The organism is Hymenobacter saemangeumensis (assembly GCF_039541835.1).
In the GTDB taxonomy this organism is placed as follows: domain Bacteria; phylum Bacteroidota; class Bacteroidia; order Cytophagales; family Hymenobacteraceae; genus Hymenobacter; species Hymenobacter saemangeumensis.
The window spans coordinates 81,429-90,102 of the sequence record NZ_BAABGZ010000008.1; the positions used below are offsets into that span (position 1 = coordinate 81,429).

The following is an 8,674-nucleotide window of genomic DNA, read 5'->3' on the forward strand; positions in this document are numbered from 1 at the left end:
TTTTTAATTAGACATGAGACGTTAGACATGAGACGTTAGAAATGTTCTTGAGCCAAACCTTTCTCATGTCTAACGTCTCATGTCTCACGTCTTCAATCAGTGCTAGCGCCCGGCGGCCGACGGTGGCGCCCCGCTACGGATGGTGTCGCGGCGCTCCTGGGCCACGGCCTGCACCGAGTCCTGGGCTACCTTCTTTTCTTCTTTCTCGCGCTTGCGGTTTTCGCGGCGCTCCTCTTTCACGTCCTTGTCGATGCCGCGGAACAGCTCGGCCAGGTCGCGGTAGTCGCGCTGGAAGATGAGGGAGGCGCCGGTGCGCACGTACTGCCCGTCGATGTCGCCGTAGGCATTGTTGCGGAAGGCGCGCAGGCGCAGGCGGCCGTTGGCGAGGATGTTGTACTCCACGCTCACGTCGCCGGCAAACTGGCTGACGCCGCCGGCCTGGCCCTGGCTGGCCTGGTTGGCGCCACCGCCGCTGCCACCGCCCCCGGCCAGGGGCACGTCGGTGCCCAGGCGCACGGTGAGGCGGTTGTTGAGCAGCTGCCGGCGCACGGCCACGTTCAGGTCGGTGCGGGTTTGCTCCGAGCCGGAGGTGTAGTCGGCGTAGGAGTTCACGCCCAGCTCCACGCCCAGGTTGGAGAGGTAGCTGCCGGTGAGGTTCTGCAGCTGCTGGGTGAGCACCTGGCTGGCGCTGCCGCGCAGCTGGGCATTCACGAAGCTGCCGCCACTGCTCTGGAAAGGGTCGTCGGCCATGAAGCGGTTCAGCACCAGCAGGGAGAACACCTGCTTGTTGAGCTCGGTGGTCTGGCTGGGCTGGCGCAGCTGCGAGAGGCGGGCTTCAATCTGGGAGCGCAGCTCGGTGCGCGACTCCTCGGGCAGCTGAATGTCGAAGGCAATAGTGGGCTTGAGCAGCTGCCCGGTCACGTTGAGGTACACGCGGAAAGGCAGCTGGTTGCGGCCGATGGTGGCCAGGTTGTCGTTGGTGAGGCCCTGGGCCGAGAGCAGCTCGGCCGGCGGGGCCTTCACCTTGTAGATAGCGGCCACGTTGATGTCGGCATTGAACGGGTCGCCGCTCCAGATGATGTAGCTGCCCGGGGCAATGTCGAACTCCCGCTCCACCAGGTCATAGAGCGAGAGGCGGTACTGCCCCTTGGCTACGTCCACGCGGCCGCTGAGGGTGATGTTGCCGGTCTGGTCGATGGCCGTGTTCAGGGTGCCGTTGGCCCGCACTTTCAGATTGTCGCCCGAAGCCGGGTCGATGATGATGGTGAAGGGCGTGGCTTCGGTGACGGTAACGGTGGCGGCCACGTCGTAGCCGCTCACGGTTTCGGCCGTGTCCTTGGGCATCTGCCGGGCCAGCAGGGAGTCGAGCGGCAGGCTCATGTCCACGAACTCCACAATGCCTTCCCGCTCCACCGTCACGGGGTCTTCGGCCGGCGACACCACCGTGAGGTCGGAGCCTTCTTTTACCGTGGCTGTGGTGCGCACGATGGGCAGCAGCAGCGTGCCGGTGATGCGCGTGTCGGAGTCGACAATCAGCTTGCCGTAGTAGAGGGGGTTGTCGGCGGCTGTGCTTTGCACGGCCAGGAAGTCCTTGGTCACGGCCCGCATGTCGAAGCGGTAGTCGACGTAGTTTTTGGTGTAGAGGTAGCCGTTCACCACGGCCTTGTTGCCCAGCGAGTCCAGGATGGTGAGGTTGTCGAGGCGCAGGCCCTGGTTGTCGAGGGTGAGGCTTTGGTTGGGCAGGCGGTAGGGTGCCCCGAGCTGCGTGACGGTGAAGCCGGCATCCTGGGTGTTGAGCTGGCCGATAATCTGCGGGGCGGCCGTGGTGCCGCCAATGGCCAGCTGCCCGCTGAGGAAGCCGCCCATCTCCTTGAGCTGCCCGAGCGTGAAGGGCTGCACCGTGCCCAGGTAGAAGCGGCTCACGTTAGCCGTCATGTTCAGGGCGCCGTTGGCCAGGTAGAAGCCGTTCACGCGCACGTCGTTGTTGTTGGGGCCGCCGGTGAGGCGGGCATCCACCTGGTAACGGTCGGCGCTGGGGTTAGTAGCCTGCAGGGCCAGGTCGCCCAGCACGGTTTTCTGGTAAGCCAGGCCGTTGAGGGTGAGGTCGGAGGTGAAGGCCATGCGGGGCTGGCCGAGGCTGCGCACCACGGCCTGGCCGTTGAGGGTGCCGCCGATGAGGGAGTCGGTCTGACCGGCGGCACGGGCCAGCATGTTCAGGTCAAGGTTGGCCAGTCGGGCCTGCAGCGGGTACTCGGCGCCGGGCAGAGTTTGCAGCTCAATGAGCTGGCTGCCCTGGCTGAGGCGCACGTTTTCGGCCCGGATGGCCCCGGTTTTCATGGTGTAGCGCAGCTCGTTGCTGGGGGCCACGGTCCAGGCCATGTCGTTCAGCACCAGCTTGGGGTCGAAGCTGAACGCATAGGCTTCGCCCCGGTTGATTACCTGGAGCACACCCGCCAAATCCAGCTTTTCGGGGCCTTTGGGCTGGCCAATCTGCAGGCGGGTGCCCACGCGGTTGTTGGCCACGCTACCGGCCAGGCGCGGGTAGGGCAGGCGCATGGAGGTATCCTGCCGGGCCTGGCGCAGGCGCAGGGCGTAATCCAGCTTCTGCGGGTCGGAGCCTACGTCGAGCCGCAGCGAGTCGAGCACGTACGTCTGGTACTTAATAAGCGGAATGCTGGTCTGGGCCGTAAGGCTGGCCGCGCGGCTGTCGTAGGCCCCGGCCAGGGTGAAGGGCGAGATGCTCTTCAGGTCGGGCACGAGGTTGGTAACCAGGCGCGGGTCGCGCAGCCGGAGCGAGTAGGTAAACTGCCGGTCGGCGGCGTTGGCCACGTACTGCACCCCGGGCAGGTCGAAGTAGCGGTCGATGTGGCGCTGAATCTCGCCGGCAATGTCGCCCAGGCGGATGTTGCCGCGCAGGCGGGCTATTACGCCGGTGGAAGTGACGTCCAGCTCGGTGCGGCCGGGTACCTGCACGATGCGCCCGTTCAGGGAGTCGAGGGCGAAGGGCTTACCGTCTTTCACAATCACAATGCGGTTGCCGGAGAAGGTGCCGTTCAGCGAGTTCAGGTCGGAGCCGCGCAGGTTGGCTTTCAGGTCGCCCTGCACGCGCAGGTCGCCGGTGGCGAAGCCCAGGGCTGCGAGGTTGGCGCCGCGCAGGTTCAGGGAGGTGACTTCGTAGCTGGGGTTGTTGGGGTCGCGCAGGTTCACCACGGCCTTCAGGTCGAGGTCGAGGTTGGGGTCACCCTTGGTGTTCACGGCAATGTCGTAGCGGTTGCGGTCGATGTCGACGTTGGCTTTGACGTTGCGGTAGGTGTAGCCCTGGTACTCGGCGCGCTGCACCGTGGCCACCAGCTGCCCGCGCATCTGGGCCGGGTCGAGGCCGCGGGCGTTCAGCTGGCCGGTGGCCGTCACCCGGCCCAGCTGCGGGTTGGTCAGCAGCTTGCCCAGGTTGAAGTTCTGCAGGGCGAAGCTGGCTTTCACCGGCTCCTGGCCTTTGGGGCCGGGCTCCATGTTTACGACGGCCGTGGCGTCGCCGTACGACGAGCTCAGGCGCAGGTTGGTGTCGAAGTTCATGGCCGTGGGGCGGCCGCGGAAGGTGCCGGCCACGCTCATGCTGGCCGGCAGGTTGATGTTGGCCGGGATGGTGCCACGGGGCAGCACGCTTTTCAGGTCGGCTTCGGTGGTGGTGAAGCGCTGAATGTCGAGGTCGGCAAACAAGCGCGCGTCCACGTTGGGCAGGCCCTGAATGCGGCCGCTGGCGCGCAGCTGGGTATTGCGCAGGCCCACAAACTCGAGGTTGCGCACCCGGAAGTCGCCCACGCGGCCGTTCACCAGCCCGCTGATGAGCACGCTCTGGTTGGGGCCGGTGTTGAAGGGCGGGGTGCCGGCCAGGTCGGGGGCCAGGTACAGAATGTCGCGGAAGCCCAGGCGCACGTCGCGCAGGTCGCCTTCAATCTTGAGGTCCTTTACGTTGTCGGCAATGCCGGCCAGGCTTTCAAAGCCAATGGCCAGGGTGCGCCGGATGCGGGTGTGCGGCGTCACCAGGTCGAGGCTGTCGAGGCGAATCTGCACCGAGTCGTACACCACGTTGGCCCGCCAGCGGTCGACGCGGAAGCCGCTCTGCTCCTTGCCGGCCAGGTTGTCGACCTTGGCGGTGGTGCGGTTTTCCGAGAAGGAAAAGTCGCGGGTGTTCAGCACCAGGTCGGTAAAATGCAGGTGGTTGTAGTCCAGGGCCGGAATGCGGGTGCGCTGCTTGGGCTCGTTGAAGTTGTCGAACTTCACGTCCAGCCCGCTGATGTCGGACTCGTTCAGCGTCACGCGCCACTTCAGGGGCTGGGCGCTGGCTTTCTCGGTGGCCTCATCCAGCTTGCGCACCGCTTCGGCGGGGTTCACCACGCGCTGCTCCACGGGTACGTTCTCGTTCTGGGCGTAGGCGAAGGTGGTGTTTTTCAGGGTCAGCTTGTCGAGGTCGACGCGGGCCTTCTGCAGGTCGATGTTGCGAGCCGTCACGTCGGCCAGGCCCACTTTGGTGCTGATGAACTGGGCTGCCGGGGTGTTGCGGTAGGTGAAGCCCACGTTTTCCAGGGTGGCCTTGTTGAGGCCAAACTGCACCGTGAGGGGCTCCTCCGGGCCCGGCTTCTCTACTTCGGGGGCAGTTTTGGTTTGCACCATGGCCACGGCGGCGTTGCGCAGCACGGCGTTGTCCACCTTATAGATGGAGTTGTCCACGTCCACCTCGTCCATGTTCACGGTGAGCTCGCCGAGGCGGGCGCGCAGGTCGGAGCCCGTCACCTGGTCGGCCTGGGTGAAGTAGATGTTGGTGAGGCGCAGCTGGCCGATATCGTACTTAAAGCCCGCCGAAGTGGTATCGACCGGCGCCGTGGGGTCGGTGAAGGCCTTGATGATAAAGTCGTAGTTGTTGACTGAGTCGGGCTCGGTGCGGGTCAGGCGCACGCGGCCGTCGTTAAGCTCTACTTCCGAGATGTTAATCTGGCTTTTGGTGAGGGCCCAGAGGTCGATGCTCACGCCCAGGTGGCCAACGCTCAGCAGCGTATCGCGCTGCTGGTCTTCGAGGTACACCCCGTCGAGGTTGATGGCGTGGCGGAAGTCGGTGCGGAATTTTCCGATGCGCACCTCCGTGCCCAGCTTGTCGCGCAGGTAGCCCTCGGCCTTGCGGGCCACCAGGTCCTGGGTGCCGGGAAACTGCAGCGCCACCACTGCCACGATGAGCAGCAGCAGCACCAGCCCGATTAACCCAAACAGAACGTAAAGCGTGCGGCGGAGAAAGGTAGGCAAAGTAGTAGGAGGATTCAGCGGAACAATCGAATAGCCCTCTCCCAACGAAAAACGCGGGGGTGAGGTTGAGCGTCTTCCCTACGCTGCAGCTTGGGCAGGGCCACTTGTGGGGTGATGGCACGGAGCGGCTGCGCAGCAAAATCAAGAAAAATCTGGCCCGTATCCGCAGACGATTGCAGAGCCCTGGCTGGCCTGTGGAGGGCTTTCTGCGTACCTGCAGCCAGCGGCAGCAGCGGGAGCGGGTTTTTCTCCCTCCAACCTAACTTCCTATCTTTCGCCCCCAAATCCTACTCACCTACATGACGATTCGTTTCTCCATCCCTTACCGCACCGTGTATGGCCAGCGCATGGCCTTATGCGGGTCGGTGCCGGCTTTGGGCAACTGGCAGCTTGCCGCGGCTCCCGAAATGAGCTACGACGAAGCCGTTGGCTGCTGGAGCTATGAGCTGACTTTGCCCGATGACCAGGCGGGGGAGCTTACTTATAAGTACATCCTGCTCGACGCCAACAGCGGCGGGCAGCACTGGGAGTTTGGCCCTAACCGCCGCCTGGCCTTCGACGGCCGCCAAGCCAGCCGCGTGCTGGTATCCGACTACTGGCGGGCCCCCGGCCAGCCGGAAAACGAGCTGCTGACCGCCGCCTTCACCGAAGCCCTGTTCAAGCGGCGCCCCAAAGCGGCCGTATCGCAGGTGCCCGAAGCGCCGGCGGCCAAAAGCCGCAAAGCCAAAGCAAAAAAGGAGGAGCCCGTGCCCGTGGCGGCGGCCTCGGCCGGGCCGGACGCGCCCCGGTCCCGGGAAATTACCTTCAGCCTGGTAGCCCCGCGGGTACCGCCCCACCTTTCCCTGTGCATTCTGGGCTCCGACCCCGCCCTGGGGGCCTGGAGCAACCGCAAGGGCGTGGTGCTGTCGGATAAGGACTATCCCACCTGGACGGCCACCGTGGCCCTGGAAAACCCCGACGTGACCTGCGTGTACAAGTACGCGTTCTGGGACAACGAGAAGCACCATGCCCTGGACATGGAAGGCGGCGAAAACCGCACCGTGCCCGTGGCCGAGGACGAAAGCGTGGCCCGCGTGCTCAACGACGAAGGCTACCGCTACCTCGACGCCTGGCGCGGCACCGGCGTGGCCCTGCCCGTATTCGCGATGCGCAGCGAAAGCGGCCTGGGGGTAGGGGAGTTCAACGACCTGCGCCTGCTGGCCGACTGGGCCGTGAAAACCGGGCTCAAGCTGGTGCAGATTCTGCCCATCAACGACACCACGGCCACCCACACCTGGGTCGATTCCTACCCGTACGCGGCCATCTCGGTGTTTGCCCTGCACCCGCAGTTCATCAACCTCGAAAGCATTGCCCCGCTCAAGGACAAGAAAGCCGCCAAGGAGCTGGACGCCCTGCGCGAGGAGCTCAACGCCAAGGACTTCGTGGACTACGAGCCGGTGATGAACGCCAAGTGGCGCTTCCTCAAGCTGCTGTATAAGCAGGAGAAAGCCGCTTTCCTGGCCGACCCCGAGTTTCATAAGTTCCGGGCCGAGCAGGCCGACTGGCTGCTGCCCTACGCCGCCTTCTCGGCCCTGCGCGACCGGTTTGGCACGGCCGACTTCAACACCTGGCCCGAGGAGTTCCGCAGCCCGCAGAACCTGGCCGGGCTGACGGCCGAAACCGCCGCCGACTTCGACGACTTCGGCCTGTTCTTCTTTGTGCAGTACCACCTCGACAAGCAGCTGCTGGCGGCCGTGAACTACGCCCGCAGCCGCGGCGTGGTGCTGAAAGGCGACCTGCCCATCGGCATCTACCGCCACTCGGTAGACGCCTGGACCCAGCCCGAGCTCTACCACATGGACCGGCAGGCGGGCGCGCCGCCGGACGACTTCTCCACCACCGGCCAGAACTGGCGCTTCCCTACCTACAACTGGGAGCGCATGGCCCTGGACGGCTACGCCTGGTGGAAGCAGCGCATGGGCCACCTCTCGCGCTACTTCGACGCCCTGCGCATCGACCACATCCTGGGCTTTTTCCGCATCTGGGAAATTCCCGGCCACTCGGTAGAAGGCCTGCTGGGCCACTTCGCCCCAGCCCTGCCACTGCACCGCCACGAGATTGAGAACCGCCTCGGCTGGTTCGACTACTCCCGCCTCTGCGAGCCTTACATCCGCTGGCATATGCTGGAGCACGTCTTCGCCGGCGAGGCCCAGCACGTGTTCGACGAGTACCTCTACGATGCCAGCTACGGGCGCATTCACCTCAAGCCCGAGGTGAACACCCAGCGCAAGATTGAGGCTTACATCGACCAGAAAATTGCCGCCCAGCCCGAGCACGAGGAGTACTTCGTGTGGCTGCGCACCGGGTTGTACAAGCTCGTGAACGAGGTGCTGTTTGTGCCGGCCGGCAACGACTTCTACCACCCGCGCATCACGCTGGACAAAACCTACTCGTACCGCGAGCTCGACAACGACGAAACGCGCCGCCGCCTCTACGACGACATCTACATCGACTTCTTCTTCCGCCGCCACGAGGACTTCTGGCGCCGGCAGGGGCTGGTGAAGCTGCCGCCGGTGCGCTACGCCACCAACATGCTTATCTGCGGCGAAGACCTGGGCATGGTACCGGCCTCGGTGCCGGGCGTGATGCGCGAGCTGGGCATGCTGGGCCTCAACATCCAGCGTATGCCCTCCAACCCTAAAGTGGAGTTTGGCCACCCCGACGACGCGCCCTACCTGAGCGTGGTGACCACCAGCAGCCACGACATGAGCACGCTGCGCGGCTGGTGGGAAACCGACCGCGTGACCACCCAGCGCTTCTTTGAAACCATGCTGGGCCACTGGCGCGAGGTAGCGCCCTACTACTGCGAGCCCTGGGTAGCGCGGGAAATCATCATTCAGCACCTGCACTCGCCGGCCATGTGGGCCATCTTCCCGCTGCAGGACTTGCTGGCCATGGACAGCCACCTGCGCCGCGTGAACCCGCACGAGGAGCAGATAAACGACCCAAGCAACCCCACGCACTTCTGGCGCTACCGCCTGCACCTGCCCCTGGAGGAGCTGGTGGACGCCGTGGGCTTCAACGAGCCCCTGCGCGCCCTGGTGCAGGTGAGCGGCCGAGCGTAGGAGCAGCATTCCAGCCCGCCAGACCAGCGCCCCCTTCCAGCCGATGGAAGGGGGCGCTTTGCGTTTGGGGCAAAGCGGGAACTCCCAGGTGCGGGGAGGCTGTTGGGCGCGATAAGCTCAGCCGCTATCTGGCAACCGGCTGACTGGCAGGGGGAAGGTGATAAGTTGGTTCAAGTCAGGAAAGTATGTCATTTATCGGGTAGAATGATAAAATTTTGTTGCGCTTTGTGAAAAAAGTTAAGGTGATAGTTCAATCTATTATCTTGTGTCTGGCG

The 8,674-nt window shown here is 64.6% G+C and carries 2 protein-coding genes; one reads left to right on the forward strand and one right to left on the reverse strand.

Translation table 11 applies throughout. The annotated features are described in order from the left end of the window. Window positions 1-102: 102 nt before the first annotated feature. A complete protein-coding gene (locus tag ABD919_RS01685; RefSeq protein ID WP_345233212.1) occupies window positions 103-5,295 on the reverse strand; it encodes a translocation/assembly module TamB domain-containing protein in 5,193 nt (1,730 codons plus the stop codon). A gap of 299 nt (window positions 5,296-5,594) precedes the next feature. Between ABD919_RS01685 and ABD919_RS01690 the strand changes: the two genes are divergently transcribed. After that, a complete protein-coding gene (locus tag ABD919_RS01690; protein ID WP_345233214.1) occupies window positions 5,595-8,399 on the forward strand; it encodes a 4-alpha-glucanotransferase in 2,805 nt (934 codons plus the stop codon). Window positions 8,400-8,674: the final 275 nt, after the last annotated feature.

Excerpts from the sequence above, each read along its gene's own strand:
- ABD919_RS01690 (WP_345233214.1), top strand. The coding sequence starts at position 5,595 with ATGACGATTCGTTTCTCCATCCCTTACCGCACCGTGTATGGCCAGCGC.